This is a genomic window from Nitrospirillum amazonense (assembly GCF_007828035.1).
In the GTDB taxonomy this organism is placed as follows: domain Bacteria; phylum Pseudomonadota; class Alphaproteobacteria; order Azospirillales; family Azospirillaceae; genus Nitrospirillum; species Nitrospirillum amazonense.
Window position 1 is genome coordinate 156,028 of the sequence record NZ_VITV01000001.1, and the last position, 26,319, is coordinate 182,346.

Genomic DNA, 26,319 nt, shown 5'->3' on the forward strand with positions numbered 1-26,319 from the left:
CCCGGGCACGGCCGGCGGCCCGCCGGAGCGAGCGCGGGCGATGCCGGCCGTGCCGCCTGCCGCCCTACCCGACTCGGTGCCCGGCGGCCCTATTCCCGGGCGGCGGGACAGCAGGCCCTATGCACGCGCGCTTAGCTATAGTATGTGAAGAACCCCATGACGCTGATCACCAATACCGCCGACCTCTCCGCCTTCTGTGACCGCCTGGCCTCCGCCGCGTACGTCACCGTCGATACCGAATTCATGCGGGAGAAGACCTACTACCCGCAGCTTTGCCTGGTGCAGGTGGCCGGCCCCGACGAGGCCGCCGCCATCGACCCGCTGGCCGACGGCATCGACCTGTCGCCGCTGTTCGCGCTGCTGGCCAACCCCGCGGTGCTGAAGGTCTTCCACGCCGCCCGGCAGGATCTGGAGATTTTCTTCAACCTGACGGGCACCGTGCCCACCCCCCTGTTCGACACCCAGGTCGCGGCCATGGTCTGCGGCTTCGGCGACAGCGTGGGCTATGAAACGCTGATCACCAAGCTGACCAACGCCCGCATCGACAAGTCCAGCCGCTTCACCGACTGGTCCAACCGGCCGCTGACCGACCGGCAGCTGACCTACGCCCTGTCGGACGTGACCCACCTGCGCCCGGCGTACGAGAAGATCCGCCGCCGCCTGGACAAGACGGGGCGCGAGGAATGGCTGGCCGATGAGATGGCCATCCTGACCAGCCCGGACACCTACCGCCAGGACCCGGACGAGTCCTGGCGCCGGCTGAAGCCGCGCACCGACAAGCCGCGCTTCATCGCCGTGCTGAAGGAGCTGTGCGCCTGGCGCGAGCGCGAGGCCCAGCGCAAGGACATCCCGCGCAACCGCGTGGTGCGCGACGAGACCCTGATGGAAATCGCCGCCCACACCCCCAGCACGGTGGATGACCTGGGCCGCACACGCGGCCTGGGCCCCAGCATGGCCGCGGGTCGTTACGGCACCGAAATCCTGGCGGCCATCGAAAAGGCGCGCAGCCTGCCCGACAGCGCCCTGCCCCGGACGGAGCCGCGCGCCGAACTGCCCGCCGGCATCGCCCCCACGGTGGAACTGCTGCGCGTGCTGCTGAAGCTGGTGTGCGATGACGAGGACGTGGCCAGCCGCCTGGTGGCCAACGCCGCCGACCTGGAAGCCATCGCCGCCGATGACAACGCCAAGGTGCAGGCCATGACCGGCTGGCGCTTCGACCTGTTCGGCCGCCAGGCCCTGGCGCTGAAGCACGGCAAGCTGGCCCTGGCCATGGAGAACCGCAAGGTCAAGCTGGTGAACCTGGACTGACGCCGGTTCGACGGTAAGGACGAACGCCGCCCCGGGGTGACCCGCTGGGCGGCGTTCGTTTTTGGCCTACGCCGCCATCGAGCCCTGCAACTGCGCCATGAAGGCCAGCGCCGAGCCGCTGAGCATGGTGCTGGTGTCGATGGTGACGCCGTCGATGGTGATGCTGCTGCCACTGCCGCTGGCGGTGGAGGATATGTCCGATGTCGAGGACGCCGTCGTCCCGCCGCTATCGGAGGAGGAGGACGCTCCGTCCGTGCCGAAGCCGCCCGGCGGCGGAGGCGGTGGGCCCATGCCGCCGGCCCCCTGCCCTCCGCCCGGGCCATCCGCCAGCGATTGCAGGGCGGACTGCGCCTCCGACTGGCTCAAGGTCCCGTCCCCATCGGTGTCGAGGCTGGAAAACACCTTGTCCGCCAGCGCCGTGCTGCCCGTGCCGCTGCCGAAGGCGGACTCGAAGGCGCTTTCGCTGATGCCGCTGGTGGTGGAAGACGTGCCGTCGCTGCTGGAAGTGGCGCTGGAAGTGGCGCTGGAACCGGACGACGTGCCGCTGGCCGTCTGCATCAGCAATTGCAGCAGGGCATCGCCGGAATTGGCGGTGCCGTCGCTGCTGCTGGTGCCCGAGGAGGACGACGTGGTGGCGGTGTCCGTGCCGTCACCGCCGTCGCCCACGCCCTGCAACAGGCTGAGCAGCCCGCCACCCATCTGGACGCCGCCCATCTGAAAGCTGGGGGCGGCGGGGGTGCCGGCGCTGTTTGTGCCGCTGCTGGTCGAGCTGTCGGTGGCGTTGGCGTCGTAGCTGTCGTCGGTGGATGTGCCGGCGGACGCCATCTGGCTCAGCCAGGCGCTGTAAAGCGACTGGGATGAGCCCAGGGAGGAGATGGAGGTCATGGGGGTGCGCTCCCGTGAGGAGAAGGCCTCGGACGCGGCTCCCCCAACCGGTCCCCGCATTCCAAGGGCGCGGTCGGTGACACGCGCCCGACCCCAGACGCAACCGCCGTTCCAGGCATTCGCGCGACGATCGCGCCCACGACAAAAGGGCAATGACCTTGCGGCGGGGCATGGTTTCATGCCGCCGCTGCAGGTTCAGGCCCCGGTGTCGGACGCCCCCCTGTTTCAGGGGCCGGCGTCCCCGGCTCACGCCGCGGCCAGCTGGCCTTGCAACTGCGCCATGAAGGCCAGCGCCGAGCCGCTGAGCATCGTGCTGCTGTCGATGGTGACGCCATCGAAGGTGAAGCTGCTGCCCGAGCTGCCGCTGGTGGAAGAGGCCGTGGCGGTGGCGCCACTGGCCGTCGTGCCAGTGGTGGCGCTGGCGGCCGTGGTGGCTGTCGTGGCGGTGGAGGATGACGTCTCGTCCATGGCGCCCAGGATGCTGGCCGCCGAGGTCGGGTCGCTGTCGTCCGTGCTGGTGTCGCTCAGCAGGGTGGACGCCGGCTGGCTGGAGGACGAGCCGCCGACGCCGCCACCCCCGCCATGGTGGTGGTGGCCGCCGCCATGGTGGCCCCTACCCGCCGACTTCAGCGCGCTCTGCGCCTCGGACTGGCTGATGGTGCCGTTGCCGTCGGTGTCCAGCTGCGCGAACGTCTTGTCCGCCAGCTCCGTGGCCCCGGTGCCGGTGCCGAAGGCGGACTCGAAGGCCTGCTTGGAGATGCCGTCCGTCGTGGTGCCGTCGGTGGACGCGGGGGTGGTCCCGTCAGTGGAGGCTGTGCCGCCGGACGCGCCTGACGTGCCGAAGGCCGTCTGCATCATCAGGCTCATCAGCGGGTCCATGGCGTTGGCGCCGGAGCCGCCGCCGCTGGCGCCGTCATCACCCGGCGGCGGCCCTGGGGGCGGCCCCGGCGGCGGGTTGCCGGCGCCCGTGCCGCTGCCATCGGCGCTGTCGCCGATGCCCTGCAGCAGGGACAGCATCTGCAAGCTGAAGGGGCTGCCGGAAATGCCGCTGGCGACACCGCCGCCTAGCAGGGCGGAGGCGTCGTCGGTGGACGATCCGGTGGCGGTGGTGGAGGTTGAGGAACTGGCGTCGTCGGCGCCGGCCGAGGCCTGCGTTCGCGACGCCCATTGGGCCTGCCAGGCCGCATACTGCGACTGGCTGGATCCCGAGGCGGCGATGGAGCTCATGGGTAAAGGTCTCCCCCGATGAAGAAACCTTGGATAGGGCCGCCTTGGACTTTCCCCCGGCCCCCTCCAAAGGATGCGCACATGCGCATCGGCCGCCGACGCAACCGGGGGACCAACCCTTACTGAACTGTAATCATTGATTCTTTACAGTAGTGGGCGACATCGCGGAACAGGTGTGCAAATGAATCGGCAGAATCGCGTCGGCATTTTCTGCCCATCACCCGGCGCTTATTGCCTCTTTTGTTGCAATTTTGTCTAGAGCGATTTTGCAACAATCTGTTTTTGTTGGATTTTTATTTGGCATGCCGGTTGCCCTGGGCCGCTGCCCCCGAACAACCGGCACCCCGATACTTCCTTTACTCCGCCGGGGCCGCCGGGGCGGCGGAGCCATCGGCCGGCACCGGCCGGCGCAGACTCTTCTCCCCCAGGAACAGCAGGATGGGGGCGGCAATGAAGATGGACGACGAGGTCGCCAGCACCACGCCGAACAGCAGCACCCAGGCGAACTCGCGCAGTTGCTCGCCCGCCAGCAGGGCCAGGGGCACGGTCACCAGGAAGATGGCCAGCGAGGTGCCGATGGTCCTGCTCAGCGTCTCGTTGATGCTGCGGTCGATCAGCTCGCGCAGGGGCATCTTGCGGTAGAGGCGCAGGTTCTCACGCACACGGTCATAGACCACGACCTTGTCGTTGATCGAATAGCCCATGATGGTGAGGATGGCGGCGATGGAGGTCAGGTTGAACTGCATGCCGGTGATGGCGAAGAAGCCCACGGTCTTCGTCACGTCCAGCAGCATGGTGACCACGGCGCCGATGCCGAACTGCCATTCGAAACGGAAGGTGATGTATCCCAGCATGGCGATGGCCGCCAGGCCCAAGGCCAGCATGCCGTCGTGGAACAGCTCGGCGCTGACCGACGCGCCCACGGCTTCCTGGCGGCGGATGACGGCGCCGGGGAAGTCCTTGTTCAGTTCCTCCTGCACCGCCTTGACGGCCCCCTGCTGGGCGGCGTCGCCGCCGGCCTGCTGCTCCAGCCGCATCAGCACGTCGGAGAGGGAGCCGAACTGCTGCAGCTGGACGGGACCCAAGTGCAGGGTTTCCATCTTGGAGCGCAGCTTGCTGAAGTCGGCCGGGCCGTCGGTGCGGATCTCAATGACGACACCACCGGCGAAGTCCACGCCGTAGTTCAGGCCGGGCTTGAAGAACAGGACGACGGAGGCCAGCGACAGGAACACCGACAGGCCGATGCCCATGTAGCGGCCGCGCATGAACTGGAAGTTGGTGTGGTCCGGCGCCGGGCGCAGGCGGGTGCCCACGGTCAGCGTCTTGGGCCGGAAGCGGCGGAACCAGCTGGCGGTGATGGCGCGCGCCACCACGGTGGCGGTGAACATCGAGGTCAGGATGCCCAGGCTGATGGTGACGGCGAAGCCCTTGATGGTCCCGGTGCCGACCGAGAACAGGATGGCCATCTTGATCAGCGTGGTCAGGTTGCTGTCGGTGATGGTGGCGTAGGCCTTGGAGAAGCCGGCCTCCAGCGCCGCCAGGGGCGTGGCGCCCTTGCGCAGTTCCTCGCGGATGCGCTCGTTGATCAGGATGTTGGCGTCGACGGCCATGCCCAGTGTCAGCAGGGCGCCGGCGATGCCGGGCAGGGTCAGCGTGGCCTGCAGGATGCCCAGCAGGGCCAGGGTCAGGAACAGGTTGCAAAGCAGGGCGACGTTGGCGAACAGGCCGAAGATGCCGTAGCTGACGATCATGTAGGCCACGACCAGGACGAAGCCCACGGCCACGGCGGTCAGGCCGGCGTGGATGCTGTCGGCGCCCAGCTCCGGCCCGATGGTCCGTTCTTCCACCACGGTCAGCGGCACCGGCAGGGCGCCGGCGCGCAGCAGCACGGCCAGGTCGTTGGCCGTCTGGGCGGTGTAGCTGCCGGCGATTTGGCCACGGCCGCCGGTGATGGGCTCCTGGATGATGGGGTCGCTGATGACCTTGTCGTCCAGCACGATGGCGAAGGGCTTGCCCACGTTGTTCGTGGTCGTCTCGGCGAAGCGCCGGGCGCCGATGCTGTCGAAGCGGAAGGCCACGACCCAGCGGCCGTTCTGGTCGGTGGTGGGGCTGGCGTCGGTCAGGTTGGCGCCGTCGACCTCAACCTTCTTGCGCACCAGGATCTTGCGCTCGCCCCGGCCGTCCACGACGGGCAGGACCTGCGTGCCGGGAGGGGCGGCGCCGTCGGCGCGCGGGGCCTCGTCCGTCACCACCAGGCGGAAGGTCATCTTGGCGGTCTGGCCGATCAGGCGCTTGATGCGGCCGGGATCTTCCACGCCGGGCAGCTGCACCAGGATGCGGTCGCTGCCCTGCCGGGCCACCACCGGCTCGTTCACGCCCGTCTCGTCGATGCGGCGGCGGACGATCTCCTGCGACTGCGCCATCGCCTTGTCGATGCGGTCCTTGAAGCCGGCGTCGGTCAGGGTCAGCACGATGGCCTGGCCGTCGGTGCGCAGGTCCACCTCGGGCACGCCGCCGCCGGTGGTGGCCGTGGCGATGGGCCCCAGGGCCTTGCGCGCCGCGTCTACGTCGCCGCCGTCGGCGACGGTGATGGTCACGGACCGGCCGGCGGGCGTGACGCTGCCGGTCTGGATTTTGGCGGCGCGCAGGGCGGTGCGGGCCTCATCGATCAGGCTTTCCACCCGTTCCTTCGCCACCGCGTCGCTGTCCACCTGCAGCAGCAGGTAAGAGCCGCCCTTCAGGTCCAGGCCCAGGTTGACGTGCCGATCGGCCATCCAGCCGGGCAGGTAATCCTTGGATATCAGGCTGGGCAGGGAGAAGACCACGCCCAGGAAACAGACCAGGGCGATCAACGCGGACTTGAGCGGTGAAAAGCGCAGCATAGGGTACGACGTCCTTGGAACCTGGCGCGGGGCCCCCCTCATGTGGGGACGTCCGCCGCAGGGAACAGGCAGCCCGGCGGAATACCCACCACGGGCCGGTTAAACCAAGCGCCTTGAATACCCGCACCCCCGCACGCTTCCAACCAAAAAAGCGAAATGGCCCCATCGGCGGATGGAGCCATTCCGTCACCGGCACCCTCACGCCCGGCCCTTCACACTTGGCAGGTCACGCCACCGCCGCCCGCACCGCCGCGGCGCGGGCCAGGGCCGCATGCTCCGGGGCGGGCAGGCTGCCGACCGGCAGGTCGGCGGCGGACACGGCGGTGCTGCCGGGCATGGGCGCGCGGCCGGCGGCCGTCAGGAAGTGGCCGATGACGCGGCGCCACAGCAGGGGCCCGGCGGCGCGGTCCTCCGCCCCCACATCCAGGTTGGGATTGTCGTTCACCTCGATCACCACGACTTCGCCTGAGGGCAGTTGCTTCAGATCCACGCCGTAAAGGCCGTTGCCCATCAGACGGGCGGCGGCCGTCGCCGCGGCCAGGACAGCGGGCGGGGTGTCGGCCACCGCCACGGCGCGGGTGGCACCCTCGTCATGGCTGCCGTCGGCGGCGTGGCGCACGATCTGCCAATGCCGGGGGCACATGTAATATTGCGCCACGAACAGCACCTCACCCCCCAGCAGGCCCACCCGCCAGTCGAAAGCGGTGGGCAGGTAGTCCTGCGCCAGAATGATCTGTGACCGCGCCAGCAGGTCGGCCGCCACACGGTGGAAGGCGTCGATGTCCATCACCCGCTCCACCCCCCGGCTGAAGGCGCCGTCCGGCACCTTCAGCACGGCGGGGAAGGCCAGCGCAGACCCGACCTCCGCCACGGTGGCGCGGGTCACCAGGCGGGTGCGCGGGGTGGCCACGCCGTGGCCGGCCAGCGTTTCCGCCAGGAAGACCTTGTTGGTGCAGCGCAGGATGCTGGTTGCGTCGTCCACCACCGGAATGCCCAGCGCCTCGGCCTTGCGGGCGAAGCGGAAGGTGTGGTGGGGCACGGCCGTTGTCTCCCGGATGAACAGGCCGTCGAACCGCGCCAGGTGGCGGTAGTCGCGGCGGCCGATGACCTCCACCCGCACGCCCAGGTCGGCGCCCACCCGCGCCATATGCGCCAGCGTGCTGGCCTTGCTGGGCGGCAGGGGATCGGCCGGGTCGTGCAGCACCGCCAGGGTGAAGGACGCCGCCGCCGGCCCCCGGGGCCGTTGCCAGCGCCGGCGGGCGTACGTCTCCAGCGCGTTCAGGAAAAAGACGTCGTGCATTCGGGGCACGGCGTCGGTGCCCAGGAGGGCGACACCGGCGATGCGCCACGCCCCCTCCCCATACGCCAGGGTCAGGCGCATCAGCGGGCAGTCCAGGCGCTGGAACAGGCGGGCCGCGACATCGGTCAGGCCGACATCGGGCGTGCGGCCGAAATAGATGTTGGCGGCGTGCCGGGCCACACCCGCCGGCGGGGGCGGCAGATGGACCAGGCGGGGGTTCAGGTCGGCCAGGCTGTCGGCCAAGTCGGCCTGACCCGCCCCGGGGCCCGCCCCGGCCTCGACCAGGTCGGCCAGCGTGCGCAGGGCCGGCGTCACCCGGTCGCCACGCGCCTCCGCCAGCAGGGAGGCGTAGTAGCCGGCGGAGAGATAGTCGGCGTGGCGGCACAAATTGATGACGCGCCGCGGGCGGGCCGGCCGGGTGGCGACATAGGCGCCGGCGGTCATGACCCGGCCATCAGGGTCGGGCCAGCGGAAGTCCTGCCGCCGCTCCACCACCACGACCAGGTCGGAAGCCGCCCGCGCAAAGGGGTGCACGGGAACCGAAGGGGAAAGGACGGCTGTGGCACAGTCCGGCATGGCGACCCCCCTCAGAAGCGCGTACTGGGAAAGGGTGCGGCCGCCGCGCGGGCCTTCGCGCCAGCCGGACCCGCCCAACCGGCGCGCAGCAGCACGGTGGGGTGGTCGGGCTGGAAGGTGGCGAAGGTCACGGCGGCGCGGCGCTCGGTGAAGGTGCCGCCGATCAGGCCAGCGCTGTCGTGGGCGGCCCACAGGCCGCCGGGGCCGCGTTCGATGACGATGATGCGTGCCATGGTGCGTTCCTCTGGAAAGGCCACGGCACCCAAGTCCGCCGTGGTGTCCCCAGTGTCCCGGCGGCGCGCATTAAATCTCCATGCCAATGCCGGGGCCGGAAGATAAAGGGTTTTTGATTTGGCTCCCCGACGCGCGGCCCCGTACCTTCACGGCATCATGACAACGCCCCCCGCCACCGCCGCTCCCCCGCCCCGCCCCGCCACCCCGGCCGACCTGGAGGCGCTGCTGGCGCTGGAGAAGATCTGTTTCGAGTTCAACCGCATGGGCCGGCGCAGCTTCCGCCGCCTGCTGGAGCGGCCGTCCGCCCACATCCTGGTGATCGATGGCCCCGACGGTGGCCTGGCGGCCAGCGCCGTGCTGCTGTCCCGCCGGGGCACCCGGGGCGTGCGCGTCTATTCCCTGGCCACCCATCCCGACCAGCGCTGCCGGGGCCTGGCCAAGGCCATGATGCGGGCCGCCCTGGACCACGCCCGCGCCACCGGCCACCAATGGCTGTCGCTGGAGGTGCATCCGGAGAACGACGCCGCCCGCGCCCTGTACCACCGCCTGGGTTTCCACCAGACCTCGGTGGAGGAGGACTATTACGCCGATGGTTCCCCCGCTTTCCGGCTGCGGCGCTATGTGGATCAGGATCTAACGGCGGGCAAGCCCGGCGCCCGCCACGGCGCCTCCTGATCCAGGGTCGGCGCGGGGCCCTTGCGGCCGGCCAGGAAGTCCAGCAGGGCGTCGGTGCCGCCCTTGGCCCACAGGTCGGCGTGGCCGGCGCCCTTGATCCAGGCGGCCTGCTTGGGCTGCGGCGCGGCGTTGAACACCGCCTGGCCCATGGCTGGCGGCACCACGCGGTCGGCCTGGCCATGCAGCACCAGCAGCGGGCAGGCGGGAGGGGCGATCTTCAAGCGGCCCACCACGGCCAGCGGGTTGCTGGCCATGCCCGCCAGCGCCGACAGATGCCAACGGCCGACCAGCAGATCGGCGCCCGAGGTTGGCGGGGCTGCCAGCACCACGGCGGCCGGTCGCCGTTCCCAGGCCATCTGCAGGGCCAGGGCCGCCGACGCCGACACGCCCAGGATGACCAGGCGGGAGCCGGAGACGCCCTGCGCCGTCAGATGATCCAAGGCGGCGCGGGCATCGGCCAGCAACGCCGTTTCCCCCCAGTCCCCCATCGTCAGGGACAGAGGGCGGCGACAGGTCACCATGACGCCATAGCCGGCGGCCACCAAGGTCGCTGCCAGTCCTGACAGGTCCGCCCGGCGCTGCCCCGGTCCCGCCAGGACCAGGACCACCGGCTTGGTGATACCCGCCGGCTGGCCCAGCCAGGCCGTCAGCGTGACACCATCCGCGGTGGGATAGGCGACGGCGCGCAAGCCGGACCCGTCCGGCGGGGCACCAGGATCGGGCAGACGCGGATGAACGAAAAGGGCAGCCCCCCCCTGGCGCGCCAGCATCAGCACCAAACCGCCGAACACGGCGCCCAGCGTGCCGACGATGATCAGGAGAAACAGGGCAACCATGGTCGTGATCACCCTGCGCCCATCGGCTCAACCCGCCGCCGACAGGGCGCCGGCCGCCGTCACCGGGGCCGCGCCCAGCTCCGCCACCGCCCCGGGGCCACCACCGGCCTGCAGGGCGTGGAAGCGGGCGTAAGCGCCGTCGAGCGCCAGCAATTCGTCGTGCGTGCCGGATTCCACCACCCGGCCGCCATCGATGACATAGATGCGGTCGGCATCGATGATGGTGGACAGGCGGTGGGCGATGACCAGGGTGGTGCGGCCCTGCTGCAAGCGGCGCAGGGCATCCTGCACCAGGCGCTCGGACTCGCTATCCAGCGCCGAGGTCGCCTCGTCCAGCAGCAGCACGGGGGCGTTCTTCAGCATGGCGCGGGCGATGGCGATGCGCTGGCGCTGGCCGCCGGACAGCTTCACGCCGTTCTCGCCCACCCGGGTGTCATAGCCCTGGGGCAGGCCCAGGATGAAGTCGTGCGCCGCCGCCGCCTTGGCCGCCGCCTCGATCTCCTCCTGCGTGGCGCCGACGCGGCCATAGGCGATGTTGCCGCGCACGGTGTCGTCGAACAGCCCCGTCTCCTGGCTGACCAAGCCGATGGCGCTGCGCAGCGAGGCCAGCGTCACGTCGCGGATGTCCTGGCCGCCCAGGGTCACGGACCCGCCGGTGACGTCGTAGAAGCGGGGGATCAGGTTCAGGATGGTGGTCTTGCCCGACCCGCTGGACCCCACCAGGGCCACGGTCTTGCCCGCCGGCACCTCCAGCGACACGCCATCCAGGGCCACCGTGCCGTCCTGATAGGCGAAGCGCACGTCATTGAATTTAATGGCATGAGAGGCGACCGCCAATTCGGCAGCACCCGGCCGGTCAATGATGCGCGGCGGCGTGTCCAACAGGGCAAACACCCGCTCCGCCGAGGCCAGGCTGACCTGCAGCTGGGTCTGCAGCTTGGACAGGCGCTTCAGCGGCTCGAACGCCAGCAGGAAGGCGCCGGTGAAGCTGGTCAGCGTGCCGGCCGTGCTGTGCCCCGCCGCCGCCTCCAGCCCGCCATAGATGATGACGCCGACGAAGATGACGCCGCTCAGCACCTCATTGATGGGGATGAGGGAGGAGGAGACCCGGAAGGACTTGTTGGTCAGCTTGCGCAAATCGTCGGCGATGCCGGCCACACGCCGCATCTCGTACTCTTCCATGCCGTAGGCCTTCACATGGCGGGCCCCCTGGAAGGTCTGGGTCAGGATGCTGGCGAAGGTGCCCAGGGCCGCCTGCGTGCGCCCCGCCACCCGGCGCAGGCGCCCGGTCATGCGGCTGAGCATGAGGGTGGTGAAGGGCACCACGGTCAGCGAGATGGTGGCCAGCAGCCAATCCTGCTGGAACATCACGCCCACCAGGAAGATGAGGGTCAGCACGCTCTGGCCGTAGTTGGTCAGCACCTCCGCCGTGCCCTGGCGCACCTGGTTCACGTCGTTCACCAGGCTGGAGACCAGCTGGCCCGACGGCAGGGAATGCAGATAGGCGAGGTCGGCCTTGATCAGGTGGTTGTAGAGCTGCTTCTGCAACGCCGCCACCAGCCGCTGGCCCACGTTGTTCATCAGCACGGCCGAGAAATAGCCCGAGAAGCCGCGCACCACGAAGGTGGCGAAAACGATGACGGCGAAGGTGCGCAGATAGCCGGGGTTCTTGCCGCTCAGCACCTCATCGATCAGGGGCACCAGCTTCTGCGCCAGCACGGCAGAGCTGCCGGCGTTGATGGCGATGAGGACGCTGGCCAACAGCACCATGCCGAGATAGGGCCGCAGGTAGTTGCCGGCCAGCCGTTTCACGAGTGGCAGGGTGGCGGTGTGGCGCGGCTGGGACTTAGGCTTCTTGGACAAGGGACCGGCGAACCTCGGACTGCGGGCACGGGCGCCCGGCACGGGAAAAGACGGGGCCATGCTTAGCACGAAGGCGGCCCCGCCAGCCACAGCCGGCCGGCGCCCCCCTTCCTGGCGCCTCCCCCTCACGCCCGGTCGGTGATGCGCAGCGACAGGTCGGGCAAACCGTCGATGTGGGCGGTGATGACATCGCCCGGCACCACGGGGCCCACATTCTCCGGCGTGCCGGTGAAGATCAGGTCGCCGGGCAACAGGGCGAAGGCCTGGGACAGGTTGGCGATCTGCTCCGCCAGCTTCCAGGTCATCTGGCCCAGGGTGGACGACTGCTTCACCTCGCCGTTCACCGACAGGGTGATGGCGCCGGCGGCCAGGTGCCCCACCTGGGACACGGGGTGCAGCGGGCCGATGGGGGCGCTGTGGTCGAAGGCCTTGCCGATTTCCCACGGCTTCTTGATGTCGCCCATGGCGCGCTGCAGGTCGCGGCGGGTCATGTCCAGGCCCACGGCGTAGCCGAAGACGTGGGTAAGCGCCTGGTCGACCGGGATGTTCCGGCCGCCCACGCCGATGGCGGCCACCAGCTCCACCTCATAATGATAGTTGTTGGTCAGCGTGGGATAGGGATGGTCCGCCACCGTGCCCGGCATCACCACCTGCACGGCGTCGGCCGGCTTCTGGAAGAAGAATGGTGGCTCCCGCGTGGGGTCGGAGCCCATTTCGCGGGCGTGCGCCGCGTAGTTGCGTCCGATGCAATAGATGCGGTGCACGGGGAAGACGGCATCAAGCCCGGCCACGGGCACGGTGGGCTGCGGGACAGGAAACAGAAGCCGGGGCGCGCTGGTCATGGCCTGGTCATCCGGGCGGTGGCAAGGGGCCGCCACCATAGCAGAGCGGCGCACGCGCGCCAGCCCGGCCCCATTTCGCCCCCAAGCCGGCCCACCCCGTGCCACTTTCACCGACTAACAGAAGCCGGTACGCTGTGCCGCCCGGCCCCGCCCCCTAGTTTAATGTCGTCCCCGCCGACAGAGAGAAGACCGCCATGCCCGACCGCCATCCTGAGCGCCACGCCCCCCGCCCCACCTTAGGCCTGGCGCTGGGCGGCGGCGTCGCCCGGGGGTGGGCGCATATCGGCGTGCTCCAGGCCCTGGCCCAGCACGGCATCCACCCCGACGTGGTGGCAGGCTGTTCCATCGGCGCGCTGGTGGGCGGCGTCTATCTCGGCAACCATCTGGAGACGCTGGAGCACTGGGCGCGCAACCTGACCAAGATGCGCATCCTGGGCCTGCTGGACCTGCGGCTGCGCAGCGGCGGCGGCCTGATCGGGGGCGAGAAGCTGCTGGCCGAACTGAACCAGCATCTGGGCGATGCCACCTTCGACGATCTGTCCAGCCCCTTCATCACCGTCGCCACCGACCTGGCGACGGGCAAGGAGGTGTGGCTGCGCCGCGGCTCGGTGGTGGAGGCCATGCGCGCCTCCTACGCCATGCCGGGCATCTTCCCGCCGTCCCATGTCGATGGCCGCTGGCTGGTGGACGGCGCGCTGGTCGATCCCGTGCCCGTGGCCGCCTGCCGCGCCATGGGCGCCGCCATGGTGGTGGCCGTCGACCTGAACGCCGACATCATCGGTCGCACCCGGGGCCGCCATGATGGCGAGGCGGGCGCCGCCGCCCCGCCCGACGCCGCCCCGGCGACAGAGGACATGGAGGCGCCGGCCGACCTGGGGGGCGAGGCGCCGCAGAAGCATAATTTCGAGTTCCTGTCCGCCTTCCTGCAATCCCGCCGCGCCCGGCCGCAGCCGCCCAAGTATGAGGGACCCAGCATGTTCGGCGTGATGGCGACCTCGCTGGGCATCGCGCTGGACCGCATCACCCGGTCCCGCCTGGCCGGCGAGCCGCCGGACATCCACCTGAAGCCACGCCTGGGCCACATCGGCCTCCTGGAATTCGACCGGGCGGAGGAGGCCATCGCCGAGGGCAAGGCCGTGGTGGAGCGGGCCCTGCCCGAACTGCGCGAGGCCCTGCGCGTCTTCGGCATCCCGGTGCGAATGGCATCTTAATATCCGCCAGCCATCCACCGGGGGAATGGCGGCCTACCCCCCTCATCCGAAAGGCCAAAGGTCATATACGGGCACTGCTTCTCCTCATCCATCAGTACAGCTCGCCAATCACTTTAAGTATTGTTCAGATTTTCTTGCTTGTCCTCGGGCGAGTTGGATTCCATGACTATGGCATCGAATTTGTCGCGGAGCCCTGCCCGGTCCACCGGTTCGCTCCCGTCATGATTTGATGCCCGCCGTCGCATACCCGCGGCCGGGCGACATTTGGACCGGGAACTACCCGTCTAAGGAGACACCATGTCTATCGGCACCGTTAAGTGGTTCAACAGCACCAAGGGTTACGGCTTCATTCAGCCGGAGGATGGCACCGCCGACGTGTTCGTGCACATCAGCGCCGTCGAACAGGCGGGCCTGCGCTCGCTGAACGAGGGCCAGAAGGTCAGCTTCGACCTGCAGCACGACCCCCGCAAGGGGAAGTCGGCCGCCGGTAACCTGCGCACGCTGTGATCCCCGGGGGGACCTTCGGGCTCCCCTGTCACGGTTGGTTTGAGAACGGGCGGCCGCCCCCGGGATGGCCGCCCGTTTCGTTTTGAACCCCTCCCTTCGGATAAGGCGGCGCGTGATTGATCCTGGTCAATGCCGGGGTGGGTCGGAGGGATCATGGTGGGGGCGTGAAAACAGTTATGTGGGGGTTCCATTCCATGCCCGACGCCCTTGCCCATTTCCGCGCCGAAGACGCTATCGCGCTGTGCGTCATCGACGTGGCCAACGCCCTGGTCCGCCACAGCGAGCCCCTGCTGGAAGAGGCCGGACTGACGGCGCCGCAGTGGACCGTGCTGATGAACGTGGCGGGTGACCGCAACTTCAACGACGGCCCCACCCAGCCGGCCAACGACCCGCATGCCGACGCCTACGCCGGCGCCGACCTGGGCCGCGCGGGCTGCATCTTCTCGTCCGAGATCGCCGCCGCCCGCGGCCTGTCCCGTCCGCACATCAGCGCCACGGTGACGGAGCTGCTGCGCAAGGGCCTGATCCGGCAGGAGGACGATCCCAGCGACCGCCGCCGGAAACTCTTGTCCGCCACGCCGGAAGGCTTGGCCGTGCTGCGCCGGCTGCAGCCGCTGCGCCAGTCGGTGAACGATCTGCTGCTGGCCGACCTGGATAGCCACCAGCGCCGCACCCTGCTGGAGGCCCTGCGCATCATCCGCGACCGGTCCCGCCGGGCGGAGCATGTGCGCCCCTACGCCGACCGGCCGCACGCCCTGCGCCACGCCTCCTGAGCACGCGCCGCCAAAACACGCCCCCGCCGATGGCCGGGGCGTGTTTTGATGTGGCCTCATGCGGCGGGCGCCGCCATCCGGCGGTCGCGTCCTAAAGCGGCCCGAAAGTCATGCCGCTGGCCACCTGGTTTGCCATGTCGCGGATCACATCCCGCCGGTCGCGCACGCCGGTGCGGAAGACGCGCATGCTGGGAAACCAGGGCCGCGCGCCCGTGCCCAGGCAGGTCACGTCCAGTTCCCCCGCCAGGCGCCAGACCGGCACCCCCAGGGCGCCGGCAAGCTCACCCGTGGCGGTGGGCGCGGTAATCACCAGGTCGAGGCAGGAGAGCAGGGCGGCCAGCCCCTCCAGGTCGTCGCGCTGGTCCAGGTCCGGAAAATGGCGCGGCGCCAGGGCGCCCAGGGCCGCCCGCTCCGCTTCCGTGTCGCCATACATCAGTGTGAGGACGGCAACCCCCGGCAGGGCCAGCAGGGGCGTCCAGTCCGCCAGATCCGACTGCCGTCCGGCGCGGCTTTCGATCGCCAGGCCGCTGCGCCAGCACAGGCCCACCTTCAGGGTGCGCGGCCCATCCCCATCCAGGTCCGCCAGGCGCCGCCGCCAGCGGGCCACCAGATCATCCCGCGCCCGCAGGTAGCCCGCCGGCCCCGTGAAATCGGCCAGGCGCCCACGCAGCAGGCCGGGCAGGGAGCCCGCCGCCGCCTGGGCCACGGCCCGGCCTTCCGCCGGATCGGGCGCCGCCCCCTCCCGCGCCTCCGCCACCACCTGGGCGCCGGGAAAGGCCCGGCCGAATAGGCCCGCCAGGCGGGGATCGCAGCGCACCACCGCCGATCCGGCCGCCGCGATGGCGGCGGCATAGCAGGTCGCGAACATCAGCTCATCCCCCAGGCCCTGTTCCCGCCAGATCAGCAGGGAGCCGTCCAGCCGCTGGCCCCGCCAGGCCGGCAGGGCGGGAGCGGCACGGAAGCGCTGCGGCTCCGCCGCCAGGCGGGCGTCGTAGCCTACCCATCCGGCGGCCAGATCCCCCCGTGCCAGGTCCAGGTTGGCCCGGCCGAACACCAGGCGGGCATCGGTGGGATGGGCGCGCACGCCGGCGGCCCAGGCCTCGGCGGCACCCCTGAGGTCGCCCAGCGCCTGCAAGGCCGCAGCCTGGGTGTACAGCGCCTCCGCCTGCGCCGGCTCGGCCGCCAGGGCCCGGCGGCTGGCGGCCAGCGCCAGGCCGGGGCGGCCCTGGGCCATGAGGATGGACGCCAGGTTGACATGGCCGTTGACCAGGCCGGGGTCCAGGGCCAGTGCGGCGCGGGCGGCATCCTCCGCCTCCGCCAGCCGGTCCAGCGCGCGCAGCACTGCCGCCAGGTTGCTGTGGCATACGGCGTCCCCGGGCGACAGGCGCAGGGCCATGCGCAGCACAGGTTCCGCCTGGGGCACGCGGCCCAGGCGGCGCAGCGCCACGCCCCACAGGGTGAACAGGCCCAGGTCCGCCGCCTCATCCGGGCGCGCCGTGGCGGCGGCCAAGGCCAGCACGGGCTCCGCCTCTGCCGGCCGGTCCAGCGCCAGCAACACGCGGCCGGCCAGCGCCAGCCAGCCGGGCGTGCGCGCGCCCGCCGCCAACGCCGGACGGCACAGCACCCAGGCCGCGTCCGCCCGCCCCGCCGCCAGCAGGGACGCCGCCGCGGCCAGGGACGGGTCGCCCCCCGCCGCCTCACCCGTCGGAGGGGTGCCGCCGCCCCGCTCATCGCGGCGCGGTCGTGTCAGGTTTTCAGGCATGCCGCCCCTCATCATTCATGCCCTTTCCCCTCACGCGCGGCGGCGGGCAAACCGTCGCCGCATCTGGAAACCGGGCGGCCCCGGCACCGATGGGCAAAATCTGCCGGGCGCCCCAGCGAAGGCCGGGCCCGGAAACCCCAGGATTCCCGCCATTTTTGCGAATGTCCGCCGTGAGGACGACAGGCACGCTAGGAAGAAACTGCCGATCGGCAATACATGACCAGTAAAATTCTGCCTACTTAAATACTCAATGTCCTCGCATCCGAGATTAACCAAACGCATTGAAAGCATATAAGCCGAGCGAGGACTTCGTGGCCCGGAACTTTTTTTTGGAACCGTCAAAAAAAATGCGCCCGCTTCTGTGAAGGCCGGCGTTGAACCGATCGAAAGCCAATTCCGGCCCGAGGTCCCATTCCAGGATCCGGGGAAGCGGCGGAGGACGGAGAGGTCGGATCATGACGACGGTCAGCAGCACCAGTTCCAGCAGCAGCACCAGCACAACGAGCACCACCGCCTCCTCCTCGTCCACCAGCTCGCTGGGCGACTTCACCACCATGCTGACCCTGCTGCTGAAAGAGCTGCAGACGCAGGACCCGACCAGTCCCATGGACACCAGCACCTTCACGACCCAGCTGGTGCAGATGTCCAGCCTGGAGGCGCAGCAGGCGTCCAACACCCTGCTGGAAGGCATCAGCAGCTCGCTCAGCAGCTTCACCGGCAGCTATCCGGCCTATAGCTACCTGGGCCAGACGGTATCCACCGACAGCGACGAGGCGCCCTTGCAGGATGGCTCCGCCATCTGGAGCTACACCCTGCCGTCCGACGCCGACAGCGTCAGCTACACGGTCAGCGACAGCAGCGGCAACGTCGTCTACTCCGGCACCGGCAGCACCAGCGCCGGCACCAACTACATCACCTGGAAGGGCACCGAGACGGATGGCGGCACCGCCACCTCGGGCACCTACACCCTGTCCATCACCGCCACCACCGATAACGCCGCCAGCAGCGTCAGCGCCTACGGCGTCGGCAAGGTCACGGGCGTCGACACCTCCACCGGCACGGCCAAGCTGACGCTGGGAAGTTACGAGATCGCCATGGACGACGTGACGTCAATCCTCTGATCCACAACGACTTTCCCAGCTTCCGGCCGCACCGCCGCCCGCCCGCCCGCAAGGAAACACGGCAATGAGCATCTTCAGCGCCCTGAACACCGCCACCTCGGCCCTGTACGCCCAGTCCAAGGCGTTCACCTCCATCTCCAGCAACATCTCCAACTCGTCCAGCACGGGCTACAAGGCGACCGACACCTCGTTCACCGCCCTGCTGACCGACAGCCAGACCAGCTCCGCCGACTATGGCGGGGTCATCGCCGGCACGACGCAGACGGTCAGCAGCCAGGGCGACATCACCTCTACCGATGTCACCACCAACCTGGCGCTGGATGGCGACGGCATGTTCGTGGTGAACGACGGCAGCAGCACCCAGGCCTACTACACCCGCGACGGCAGCTTCAGCGAGGACAACAGCGGCTATCTGGTGAACACCGAAGGCTTCTACCTGGAAGGCTGGGCCACGGACGACAGCGGCAACATCCTGGCCACCAACCGCAGCGACACGGCCAGCCTGGAAAAGATCAACCTGGACGACATCTCCGGTTCGCCCAAGGCGACGACCAAGGTGACCAGCAGCCTGAACCTGCCTTCCGACGCCACGGTGGGCAGCAGCTACACCACCGATACCGAGGTGTACGACAGCCTGGGCAACAGCAGCACGGTCACCATGACCTGGACCAAGACCGGCACCAACACCTGGGAGCTGGATGCCTCAAACCCGGTGTCGGCCACCGACGGGTCCACGGTCACCGGTACCACCAGCGGCACGCCCGTCAGCCTGGTGTTCAACAGCGACGGCTCGCTGGCCTCGCCCACCACCGACATCCAGCTGGGCATCACGGGGTGGAGCAGCGGCGCCACCGACAGCACCATCACCCTGGACTATGGCGAGAACGGCGGCAGCGGGTCCATCACCCAGTACGCCAGCGGGTCCTCCACCCCCAGCGTCACCACCACCGGCACGCCCAAGCAGGACGGCTACGCCAAGGGCACGCTGACCAGCGTGGACATCAACACCGACGGCAGCGTCGTCGCCAATTTCGACAACGGCCAGTCCAAGACGGTCTACAAGATCCCGGTGGCCACTTTCGCCAACGCCGACGGCCTGACGGCCGTATCCGGCCAGACCTACGCCCAATCCACGGCGTCGGGCACCTACTCCCTGAAGGAGGCGGGCAGCGACGGCGCCGGCACCATCGAGTCCAAGTCGCTGGAAAGCTCCAACGTCGACGTGTCGGACGAGCTGAGCCGCATGATCTACGCGCAGCAGGCCTACTCGGCCGCCGCCAAGGTGGTCTCCACCGCGCAGGACATGATGGACACCCTGCTCCAAGCCAAGCGGTAAGGGGACGGCGCCATGAACCCGTACGTCCCCCTCCTCGCCCAGTCGATCCAGCAGCCGGCGGCCGACGGCCCCGCCCCCGGCTCTTCCACCTTCGATCCCACGCGCCTGGACCGCCTGCTGCGCGAGGGCAAGCGGCTGAACGCCGCCGTGCGCTCCGCCCTCATGCCCGGCGTGCGGGTGGGCGGCCATATCCGCCGCGCCGCCCAGCTGGCCCTGATCGACGACTTGACCCGCTACCAGGAACGGCTGGAGCGGGCCCTGGCCGAGCTGCGCCCCCTGATCGAGGTGCAGCAACAGCGGGCCCGCGCCCTGACGCTTTATTCGCGGGCGCTCAACAACGCCTACCTGCCCTCCTACCGCCGGGGTGCGCGATGACCAGCTTCCTGTCCCGCCTGTTCGCCACGCCGGCGCCTGAGCCCGCCATCACCGCGGTGGAAGTGGTGCCGGAGACGGCCCCCGTCCTGCCGGCCCCGCCGCCCGGTGGCACCCAGTTCCCGGTGGCGCTGGTGGAGGCCTTCGCCGCCTTCCAGGCCGCGGCAAGCCAGCCCGAGGCCAGCCTGCAGCGGCGGCGCGCCATGTACGATGCCCTGAAGCACTTGCGCGAGGCGGAGGCCGTGGCCCGTGTGACCCTGTCCCAGGTGGCGGCCCAGAAGGGCGGCCAGGGCCGCGCCGCCACCGGCCGGCACTGGGCGCCGCAGCTGCAGGGACTGATGGCGGAAATGGCGGCGCTGCAGGCCGGCATGGCGGCGGAGCTGAAGGGCCGGCGCTCACGCCTGCAGGGCCTGCTGCATGTGACGCGGGAACGGGCGCAGGACGTGCGCGGCTACTATCCCGGGCGCGGCCGACAGGTTCGCATCGATGCCTACCAGGCGCGCCACTGCGTGCAGTTCACCGCCTGAAAGGAAGCCATCCCATGTCGCTCCGTACCGCTGGATCCATCGCCCAATCCGCCCTGACGGCGACGCAGACGGCCATCACCGTCACCAGCGCCAATACCGCCAACGTCAGCACCGACGGCTACACCAAGAAGACGGCCAACCAGACGGCCGTCACCGTCAACGGCCAGGCGTCCGGGGTCAGCGTCAGCAGCGTGACGCGCGATGTGGACCAGTACCTGCTGCGGCAGGTGGTGTCCGCCACCTCGGCCGACAGCCAGGCCAGCACGCTCAGCAGCTACATGGCCGATGTGGACAGCGCCTACGGCACCGTGTCGGGCAGCACCTCCATCGCCGATGTCATCGACAGCGTGACCAGCGACCTGTCCACGCTGGCATCCGGCAACGGCACCGACACGGACAAGGCGTCCACCGTCACGGCGTTGGAGACCATGGCCAGCACCATTTCCGAGGCGTCCAGCACGGTGCAGGGGTTGCGCGCCCAGGCGGACGGCGACATCGCCAGCGACGTGGATTCGGCCAACACCGCCATCACCACCATCGCCAGCCTGAACAAGGAGATTGTCGCCGCCAAGGCCGCCGGCCAGTCCACCGCCGATCTGGAGGATGAGCGCGACACCCAGCTGAAGACCCTGTCCAGCTACCTGGGCGTCAGCTATTCGGTGGACGACACCGGCGCCATGCAGGTGTCGACATCCTCCGGCCAAGTGCTGGTGGGCAGCACGGCCCACACCCTGAGCTACACCGCCGCCGCCAGCGTCGACGCCGGCACGACCTATCCCACGGGCTTCAGCGCGCTGAGCGTGGACGGCACCGACATCACCGGCAGTGTGAAATCCGGCGCCATCGGCGCCCTGATCACCCTGCGCGACGACACGCTGGTGGACCAGCAAACCCGCCTGGACAACCTGGCCAGCACCCTCATCACCACGGTCAACACCGTGTCCAACCAGGGTACCAGCTATCCGGCCGCAACATCGCTGACCGGCACGGCGACCGTCAGCGCCAGCGACAGCCTGTCGGGCACCGGCACCCTGCGCCTGGTGGCGGTGGACAGCAGCGACGACGCGGCCGCCGTGCTGGACGTCGACCTCAGCGGGGTGTCCACGGTGCAGGACCTGGTGGACACCATCAACGCCAGCGGCAATTTCACCGCCAGCATCACCAGCGACGGCCACCTGACCATCGCCGCCGCCGACAGCAGCGACGGCATCGCCGTGAACGAGATGGACAGCAGCGTGGGCACCGGCAAAGAGGGCGCCTCGCTCTATTTCGGACTGAACGACGTGCTGACCGGCACCGGCGCCAGCGACATCGCCGTGAACAGCGCCATCGCCGCCGACAGCTCGCTGCTGCCCACCGGCACCCTGTCGGACAGCAGCAGCCTGGCGGTGGGCGACAGCGCCATCACCTCGGGCGACGTCAGCACCGTCACGGCGCTGGAGGACGCCTTCACCGGCACGCAGAGCTTCAGCAGCGCCGGCGGCTTGGCCAAGGCCACCACCACCCTGTCGGGCTACGCCTCCACCATCATCAGCAGTGCGGCCACCGCCGCGTCCACCGCCAGCACCAAGGCCGACACCGCCAGCTCCACCCTCGACGACGCGACCACGGCGCTGAGTTCCCAGTCCGGCGTCAGCCTGGATGAGGAGACGGCCATGGTCTCGACCCTGGAGCAGGCCTACCAGGCCGCCGCCAAGATCATGTCGACGCTGCAGGAAATGTTCACCGCCACCATCGAGATGGTCAACTGAGGGCCCACCGATGAACCGGATATCGACCGCCGGCGCGCACAGCGCCCTGGTCCAATACATGCTGAAGAACGAATCCGCGCTGAACAGCGCGGAGGTGCAGGAGGCCACCAGCGCCAAGTCCACCACTTACGCCGGCCTGTCCACCGCCGGGGGCAACGTCAAGCTGCTGGTCAACCTGGAAAGCGAGGTCAGCTATTCCAGCACCCTGATCACCAACGCCGACAACGCCGTCACCAAGATCGACGCCATCGCGTCCGACATCACCAGCATCTCCAGCATCGCCACCAGCCTGAAGACGGCCATCAGCGAGGCCATGTCCGCCGACCAGACCAGCCGGTCGACCTATCAGGAGGAGGCGTCGGGCTGGCTGACCGACGTGGCGTCCATCCTGAACGACACCTATGGCGGGCAGTACCTGTTCGGCGGCAGCGACACCAACCACGCGCCGGTATCGGTGGACAGCTCGACCTACCCCGCCCAGACCTCATCCAGCAGCGCCGACACCAGCTATTACAGCGGCAACGACACCCTGGCGACCGTGCGCCTGTCGTCCACCCAGAGCGTCAGCTACGGCGTCACCGCCAGCGACCCATCCATCGAGAAGCTGATGCGGGCCATGAGCATGATCAGCAACACCGACCCGCTGGACGACACCACCCTCACCAACGCCCTGGATCTGGTGAACGACGCGTCGGACGGCTTGAGCGACATCAGCCAGACATTGTCCGACACATCTTCCAGAATACAGAAGGCGTCGAGCCATCTGTCCGATATAAATTCCTTCGCCACGACGCAAAGCAGTGACTTGAAAAGTGTCGATCTGGCGGAGGTGTCAACAACGGTGACGACACTACAGACGTCATTAGAGGCGACGATGCAGGCTATTGCCGCCTCACAGAAAATGAGTCTCGCGAACTACCTGTGATGACTCAAAACTTTTCGCAAAATAGCGAAAAAAAGTGCGCCCGCTTTCATCTGACCTGCCGTTGAACCGTGCGAGGGGGAGTACGGCCCGGCCGCAAAAGGCGACCGTCCCACGAACCTCTCGCCAACCACATGGAGGTCCATGATGCCTGTCGTCACCACCAACACAGCGGCGAATTCCGCCCTGCGCTACCTGAACACCAATTCCGAGGCGGAATCGTCCTCGGTTTCCAAGATCGCGTCCGGTTCCCGCATCACCAAGGCGTCGGACGACGCCGCCGGCCTAGCGGTCGGCACCAAGATCCAGTCCGACGTCACCATGCTGAACCAGGCGTCGACCAACGCCTCGAACGGCGAGTCCATCCTGCAGGCGGCGGACGGCGGCATGGCCCGCATCTCCGACATCCTGCAGCGCATGGAATCGCTGGCCACCGAATCCGTCTCGGGCACCGTGACGGACACGGAGCGCGGCTACATCGACGCCGAATACCAGCAGCTGACGGACGAAGTGGACAGCATCTCCACGGGCACCCGCTTCAACAGCCAGAGCCTGCTGGACGGCACCGGCTCCTGGTCCTCGGGCGTCACCTTCCTGGTGGGCACGGCGACCACGGACACGATCACCATCACCCTGACCACGGTGGACAGCAGCGCCCTGGGCCTCACCGGCTCCAGCGTCTCGACCTCCGACGGCGCCACCTCGGCCATCACCACCATCAAGTCGGCGATCAGCGCGCTGTCGACCGCCCGCGCCAAGGTGGGCGCCCAGATCTCCCGCTTCGAATACCAGGGCGAGATGATCTCCACCTCGATCGAGAACCAGGAGGCGGCCCAGTCCGCCATCATGGACGTCGACGTGGCGTCGGAACAGACCAAGCTGTCCAACGAGGACACCCTGGTCCAGGCCGGCATCAACGCGCTGGCCAAGGCCAACCAGCTGCCGTCCGAGCTGCTGAAGCTGCTGCAGTAAGGACTGAACGGGGGCGCCCTCGCCGGGCGTCCCCCGTTTCCCAAGGGGTGAAAGGAAGGCCAGGGGGCAAGTCATGACATCGGTGTCCACCATCGGCAGCAGCACGTCGAGTTCGTCGACGGCCAGCACGTCCTCATCCGCGTCGTCCGTCACCGGGCTGGACTATTCGGCCCTGGTGGCCGCGGCGGTGGCCGCCAAGGAAACCCGAGCCGACACCATCGATAGCGAGATCTCGGACAACGAGTCCAAGATCTCGGCCTATGAGAATTTCCAGACGCTGCTGAACACCCTGGCGACGGCGGCGGAGGCCCTGTCCAACCCGGTGGACAGTTCCAGCACCAACCTGTTTTCCGAACGCACGGCCTATCTGTCAGGCGGCAGTTCCAGCGTCTCCGCCGACGACATGCTGGGCGTGTCGGTGGACGACGGCACCGCCACCGGCACCCACACCATCGTCATCAAGCAACTGGCGACGGCGGAAAAACTGGGCAGCAGCACCCAGACCAGCCAGACGGGCGCGCTGAACCTGTCCGGCACCTTCACCCTGGGCCTGGCCGATGGATCCACCGCCACCATCAGCGTGGCCAGCACCGACAGCCTCAAGGACATCGCCGCCGCCATCAACAAGCAGACCAGCAGCACTGACGTCTCCGCCAGCATCATCCAGGTGTCCGACGGTGCCTATGAACTGGTGCTGACCGCCAACGACACCGGCAAGGCCATCGAGTTCACCAACGACAGCAGCGGCATCATGACCTCGCTGGGCGTCACCAACAGCGACGGCAGCTACGCCGACGAGCTGACGGCGGCGCAGGGATCGGAAATCGAGGTCGACGGCATCGACATCCAGCGCACCAGCAACGTCATCAGCGACGTGCTGTCGGGCGTGACGCTGGACCTTTATTCCAGCGACTACGACAGCAGCACGGGCACCGGCTCCACCATCACCATGGAGCTGACGGCCAATCTCAGCGCCATCAAGAGCGGCATTTCCACCTTCGTCACAGCCTACAACGCCGTGCGCAACTTCATCTCCACCCAACAGGCCACGGCCACCGATGGCAGCCCGGCCAGTTCCGCCGTGCTGTTCGCCGACAGCCAGGTGCGGTCCATCTCCACCGCGTTGCAGAACGCCCTGAACCTGACCGACGGTACCTATTCCATCTCGTCCCTGGGGCTTTCCTTCAACAGCGACAACACCTTGGCCATCGACAGCACCACGCTGGACAGCGCGCTCAGCGACAACCTCGACGATCTGGAGACCCTGCTGGGCTTCAACTACTCCACCTCCTCGACCGAGCTGTCGATGCTGCGTTCCCCCGACAGCACCGACAGCCTGAACTTCAATCTGGACATCACCATGAACGACGACGGCAGCATCGCGTCCGCCGGCGTCGGGGGCGACACCTCCCTGTTCACCATCAGCGGCTCCCGCATCATCGGCAACGATGGCACGGCATATGCAGGGATGACGCTGGTCTACCTGGGCTCCCAAAGCCAGACGATCAGCGTCAGCACCAGCAGCGGGCTGGCCGACCTGATCTACACCACTTCAGACAACGCGGGGGACACCGACAGCGGCACCCTACAGAACCAGATCGACACCCTGACGGACTACGACACGGATCTGACCAGCAAGGCCGACGACATCCGCAGCCAGGCGGAGGCCTACGGCACCCAGCTGGCCACCTACTACGCCCAGCTGGAAGCCCAGGCGCAGACGGCGGCCACCTTGCTGAAGACCCTGAAGGCGTATTCCGACGCAAGCAACAGCAGCAGTTGACGCGCCGGCGGTTCCCGCCGGCGCCGGCCGGAGGGACATCCCAGCACCCACCCTTCCCACCAGAGAGTGAAAAGAGCGGCCATGAACCACACCGCGTACCAGCGTGCCTCCAGCGCCTACGGATCGGCCAAGCAGACCCTGCCCCCCCACAAGCTGGTGGAGGCGCTGCAGGACCGCGCGCTGCAGCTGTGCACCTCCGCCGAGCGCCACGCCACCGCCGGCCAGTTCGACCGCTTCCATGCCGACATCGTGCATGCGATCCGCATCTACACCGGCCTGCAGGTGGTCATGACCAACCAGGTGGGCGGCCCCAGCGGCAAGGCGCTGAGCCAGCTCTATGGCGCCTTTATCCTGGCGCTGGGCCGGGCGGCCGGCGGTCGCGACGTGCCCGGCCGCGTGCGCCGCATTCAGGAACGCCTGGCGCTGCACCGGCGGCTGTGGGCGAAGCCGCCCAAGAATTGAGGATTATGCGACCAGGGTATGCCGTTTCGGGGAACAACCGACGGGCTTCCGCCCCGTTTAACGTACACCATCCGTAAATCCGCGCGAGGCGCGCGGATTTACGGATGGGCCCGGGAACATGGGGACCGCCTTCGGGCAAGGCGTGTTGAGCAATGGAAACCCGGGAGCGGCGGCAGCGGCTCCCGGGGGGGC

At 68.9% G+C, this 26,319-nt stretch carries 23 protein-coding genes; 14 read left to right on the top strand and 9 right to left on the bottom strand.

Going from position 1 to position 26,319, the window contains the following annotated elements; translation table 11 throughout:
- Nucleotides 1–156: 156 nt before the first annotated feature.
- Entirely contained in the window at nucleotides 157–1,308 is a 1,152-nt protein-coding gene (rnd, locus tag FBZ87_RS00680) for a ribonuclease D (RefSeq protein ID WP_145608359.1), read from the top strand.
- A 66-nt stretch (nucleotides 1,309–1,374) separates the two neighbouring features.
- Here the strand turns inward: rnd and FBZ87_RS00685 are convergent, their stop codons facing one another.
- The 5 genes from FBZ87_RS00685 to FBZ87_RS00705 form a co-directional block, all read right to left on the bottom strand.
- A complete protein-coding gene (locus FBZ87_RS00685) occupies nucleotides 1,375–2,193 on the bottom strand; it encodes an EF-hand domain-containing protein (RefSeq protein WP_145608361.1) in 819 nt (272 codons plus the stop codon).
- A 246-nt stretch (nucleotides 2,194–2,439) separates the two neighbouring features.
- Nucleotides 2,440–3,420, bottom strand: coding sequence for an EF-hand domain-containing protein (locus FBZ87_RS00690; protein ID WP_145608363.1), 981 nt, complete (start codon nucleotides 3,418–3,420; stop codon nucleotides 2,440–2,442).
- Between the two features lie 356 nt (nucleotides 3,421–3,776).
- Nucleotides 3,777–6,302, bottom strand: coding sequence for a protein translocase subunit SecD (gene secD / locus FBZ87_RS00695; RefSeq protein ID WP_145608365.1), 2,526 nt, complete (start codon nucleotides 6,300–6,302; stop codon nucleotides 3,777–3,779).
- 226 nt (nucleotides 6,303–6,528) lie between these two features.
- The gene (locus FBZ87_RS00700) at nucleotides 6,529–8,178 is read right to left on the bottom strand and encodes a RimK family protein (RefSeq protein WP_145608367.1); all 1,650 of its coding nucleotides are present in this window, start codon (nucleotides 8,176–8,178) and stop codon (nucleotides 6,529–6,531) included.
- A gap of 11 nt (nucleotides 8,179–8,189) precedes the next feature.
- Nucleotides 8,190–8,411, bottom strand: coding sequence for a hypothetical protein (locus FBZ87_RS00705; RefSeq protein ID WP_145608368.1), 222 nt, complete (start codon nucleotides 8,409–8,411; stop codon nucleotides 8,190–8,192).
- 157 nt (nucleotides 8,412–8,568) lie between these two features.
- On the opposite strand from FBZ87_RS00705, the gene FBZ87_RS00710 reads away from it, so the two are divergent.
- Nucleotides 8,569–9,087 (top strand): GNAT family N-acetyltransferase, encoded by a 519-nt coding sequence (locus FBZ87_RS00710; protein ID WP_145608370.1) that lies wholly within the window; start codon nucleotides 8,569–8,571, stop codon nucleotides 9,085–9,087.
- Here FBZ87_RS00710 and FBZ87_RS00715 read toward each other — a convergent pair.
- The 3 genes from FBZ87_RS00715 to FBZ87_RS00725 all read right to left on the bottom strand — a co-directional run bounded on the left by FBZ87_RS00715 (nucleotide 9,039) and on the right by FBZ87_RS00725 (nucleotide 12,628).
- The gene (locus tag FBZ87_RS00715) at nucleotides 9,039–9,923 is read right to left on the bottom strand and encodes an alpha/beta hydrolase (protein ID WP_145608371.1); all 885 of its coding nucleotides are present in this window, start codon (nucleotides 9,921–9,923) and stop codon (nucleotides 9,039–9,041) included. The two genes, FBZ87_RS00710 and FBZ87_RS00715, sit on opposite strands and share 49 nt — an antisense overlap.
- Nucleotides 9,924–9,950: 27 nt before the next feature.
- Entirely contained in the window at nucleotides 9,951–11,786 is a 1,836-nt protein-coding gene (locus FBZ87_RS00720) for an ABC transporter ATP-binding protein (protein ID WP_246134171.1), read from the bottom strand.
- 125 nt (nucleotides 11,787–11,911) lie between these two features.
- On the bottom strand, nucleotides 11,912–12,628 hold the full coding sequence (locus FBZ87_RS00725; protein ID WP_145608374.1) for a fumarylacetoacetate hydrolase family protein: 717 nt from the start codon (nucleotides 12,626–12,628) through the stop codon (nucleotides 11,912–11,914).
- A gap of 194 nt (nucleotides 12,629–12,822) precedes the next feature.
- On the opposite strand from FBZ87_RS00725, the gene FBZ87_RS00730 reads away from it, so the two are divergent.
- The 3 genes from FBZ87_RS00730 to FBZ87_RS00740 all read left to right on the top strand — a co-directional run bounded on the left by FBZ87_RS00730 (nucleotide 12,823) and on the right by FBZ87_RS00740 (nucleotide 15,119).
- Nucleotides 12,823–13,839, top strand: coding sequence for a patatin-like phospholipase family protein (locus tag FBZ87_RS00730; RefSeq protein WP_145608376.1), 1,017 nt, complete (start codon nucleotides 12,823–12,825; stop codon nucleotides 13,837–13,839).
- 297 nt (nucleotides 13,840–14,136) lie between these two features.
- Nucleotides 14,137–14,346 carry a cold-shock protein gene (locus tag FBZ87_RS00735; RefSeq protein ID WP_040849967.1) on the top strand — a complete coding sequence of 70 codons (210 nt, stop codon included), beginning with the start codon at nucleotides 14,137–14,139 and terminating at the stop codon, nucleotides 14,344–14,346.
- Nucleotides 14,347–14,540: 194 nt separating this feature from the next.
- Nucleotides 14,541–15,119 (top strand): MarR family winged helix-turn-helix transcriptional regulator, encoded by a 579-nt coding sequence (locus tag FBZ87_RS00740; RefSeq protein ID WP_157999595.1) that lies wholly within the window; start codon nucleotides 14,541–14,543, stop codon nucleotides 15,117–15,119.
- A gap of 91 nt (nucleotides 15,120–15,210) precedes the next feature.
- On the opposite strand, the gene FBZ87_RS29015 is transcribed toward FBZ87_RS00740, so the two are convergent.
- A complete protein-coding gene (locus tag FBZ87_RS29015; RefSeq protein ID WP_186454497.1) occupies nucleotides 15,211–16,881 on the bottom strand; it encodes a tetratricopeptide repeat-containing glycosyltransferase family protein in 1,671 nt (556 codons plus the stop codon).
- A 455-nt stretch (nucleotides 16,882–17,336) separates the two neighbouring features.
- On the opposite strand from FBZ87_RS29015, the gene FBZ87_RS00750 reads away from it, so the two are divergent.
- The 9 genes from FBZ87_RS00750 (at nucleotide 17,337) to FBZ87_RS00790 (ending at nucleotide 26,127) form a co-directional block, all read left to right on the top strand.
- Complete coding sequence (locus FBZ87_RS00750; protein WP_145608379.1) at nucleotides 17,337–18,002, top strand: flagellar hook assembly protein FlgD; 666 nt, start codon at nucleotides 17,337–17,339, stop codon at nucleotides 18,000–18,002.
- 64 nt (nucleotides 18,003–18,066) lie between these two features.
- A complete protein-coding gene (gene flgE, locus FBZ87_RS00755) occupies nucleotides 18,067–19,338 on the top strand; it encodes a flagellar hook protein FlgE (RefSeq protein WP_145608380.1) in 1,272 nt (423 codons plus the stop codon).
- Between the two features lie 12 nt (nucleotides 19,339–19,350).
- Entirely contained in the window at nucleotides 19,351–19,713 is a 363-nt protein-coding gene (locus FBZ87_RS00760; RefSeq protein WP_145608382.1) for a hypothetical protein, read from the top strand.
- Nucleotides 19,710–20,237, top strand: coding sequence for a hypothetical protein (locus FBZ87_RS00765; RefSeq protein ID WP_145608383.1), 528 nt, complete (start codon nucleotides 19,710–19,712; stop codon nucleotides 20,235–20,237). Before FBZ87_RS00760 ends, FBZ87_RS00765 begins: the two co-directional genes overlap by 4 nt.
- A gap of 14 nt (nucleotides 20,238–20,251) precedes the next feature.
- On the top strand, nucleotides 20,252–21,988 hold the full coding sequence (flgK, locus tag FBZ87_RS00770) for a flagellar hook-associated protein FlgK (RefSeq protein WP_145608385.1): 1,737 nt from the start codon (nucleotides 20,252–20,254) through the stop codon (nucleotides 21,986–21,988).
- A 10-nt stretch (nucleotides 21,989–21,998) separates the two neighbouring features.
- Nucleotides 21,999–22,913 carry a flagellin gene (locus FBZ87_RS00775; RefSeq protein ID WP_186454498.1) on the top strand — a complete coding sequence of 305 codons (915 nt, stop codon included), beginning with the start codon at nucleotides 21,999–22,001 and terminating at the stop codon, nucleotides 22,911–22,913.
- Nucleotides 22,914–23,054: 141 nt separating this feature from the next.
- The gene (locus FBZ87_RS00780; protein WP_004273368.1) at nucleotides 23,055–23,882 is read left to right on the top strand and encodes a flagellin; all 828 of its coding nucleotides are present in this window, start codon (nucleotides 23,055–23,057) and stop codon (nucleotides 23,880–23,882) included.
- 73 nt (nucleotides 23,883–23,955) lie between these two features.
- Nucleotides 23,956–25,665, top strand: a complete 1,710-nt coding sequence (fliD, locus tag FBZ87_RS00785) for a flagellar filament capping protein FliD (RefSeq protein ID WP_145608388.1) — start codon at nucleotides 23,956–23,958, stop codon at nucleotides 25,663–25,665.
- 81 nt (nucleotides 25,666–25,746) lie between these two features.
- The gene (locus tag FBZ87_RS00790) at nucleotides 25,747–26,127 is read left to right on the top strand and encodes a flagellar export chaperone FliS (protein ID WP_145608390.1); all 381 of its coding nucleotides are present in this window, start codon (nucleotides 25,747–25,749) and stop codon (nucleotides 26,125–26,127) included.
- Nucleotides 26,128–26,319 lie beyond the last annotated feature (192 nt).